The organism is Agrobacterium sp. 22-226-1, assembly GCF_053522345.1.
In genome coordinates, this window is record NZ_JBNWCP010000059.1 from 1 (window position 1) to 654 (window position 654).

The 654-nt window shown below is 56.0% G+C and carries 1 pseudogene; it reads left to right on the forward strand.

Annotated features, from left to right (window positions below):
• Positions 1–290 precede the first annotated feature (290 nt).
• Positions 291–557: pseudogene (locus ACQZ5K_RS27060) on the forward strand (IS5 family transposase); the annotation flags it as partial.
• Positions 558–654 lie beyond the last annotated feature (97 nt).

The window sequence follows — 654 nt, forward strand, 5'->3', positions numbered from 1 at the left end:
ATTGCCTCCGACCAAATCACCAGTCGGGGCGATAGAATCAGAATTCCGCAGCCAGGGGAATCCTCAATGCGATTCCGCGTTCAATGGACGTGCTCTAGAGCAGATCCTGTGATCGATGGATCGATTGTGAAGTGACGGGGCGAGCGGAAGCTGATTCAACATCCACAGCGAAAAAGGTGGATGATGGGACGAGCACTGAGCAATGATCTTCGACTACGCGTGTTAGGACGCGTCCCCACAAACGGGGTTCCGCTTGAGGCGTGATGGTGATTCAATGTCCTTGAAAGGAGATTGCTATGCGCCGTCACGAATTGAGCGACGAAGAGTGGGCGATCATCTCACCTCTTCTGCCGAACAACAGCCGTGGTGTCGAACGCGTTGATGACCGGCGGGTGATTAACGGCATCCTTTGGCGTTTTAGAACCGGCTCTTCCTGGCGTGACGTGCCGGAACGTTACGGTCCACGGACGACGCTCTACAATCGGTTCTCCCGCTGGCGCAAGGCCGGCGTCTGGGACCGCCTTCTCGATGCGGTTTCAAAGCGTTACGATGGAGACTGTTGGTTTCCACGCAGAACTGAGCCGGTTAGGCGCATAATTTCCATTGAGAATTGAGCCATGTGAACCTTCCCCCCAACGCGGTGAGCGACGGGGG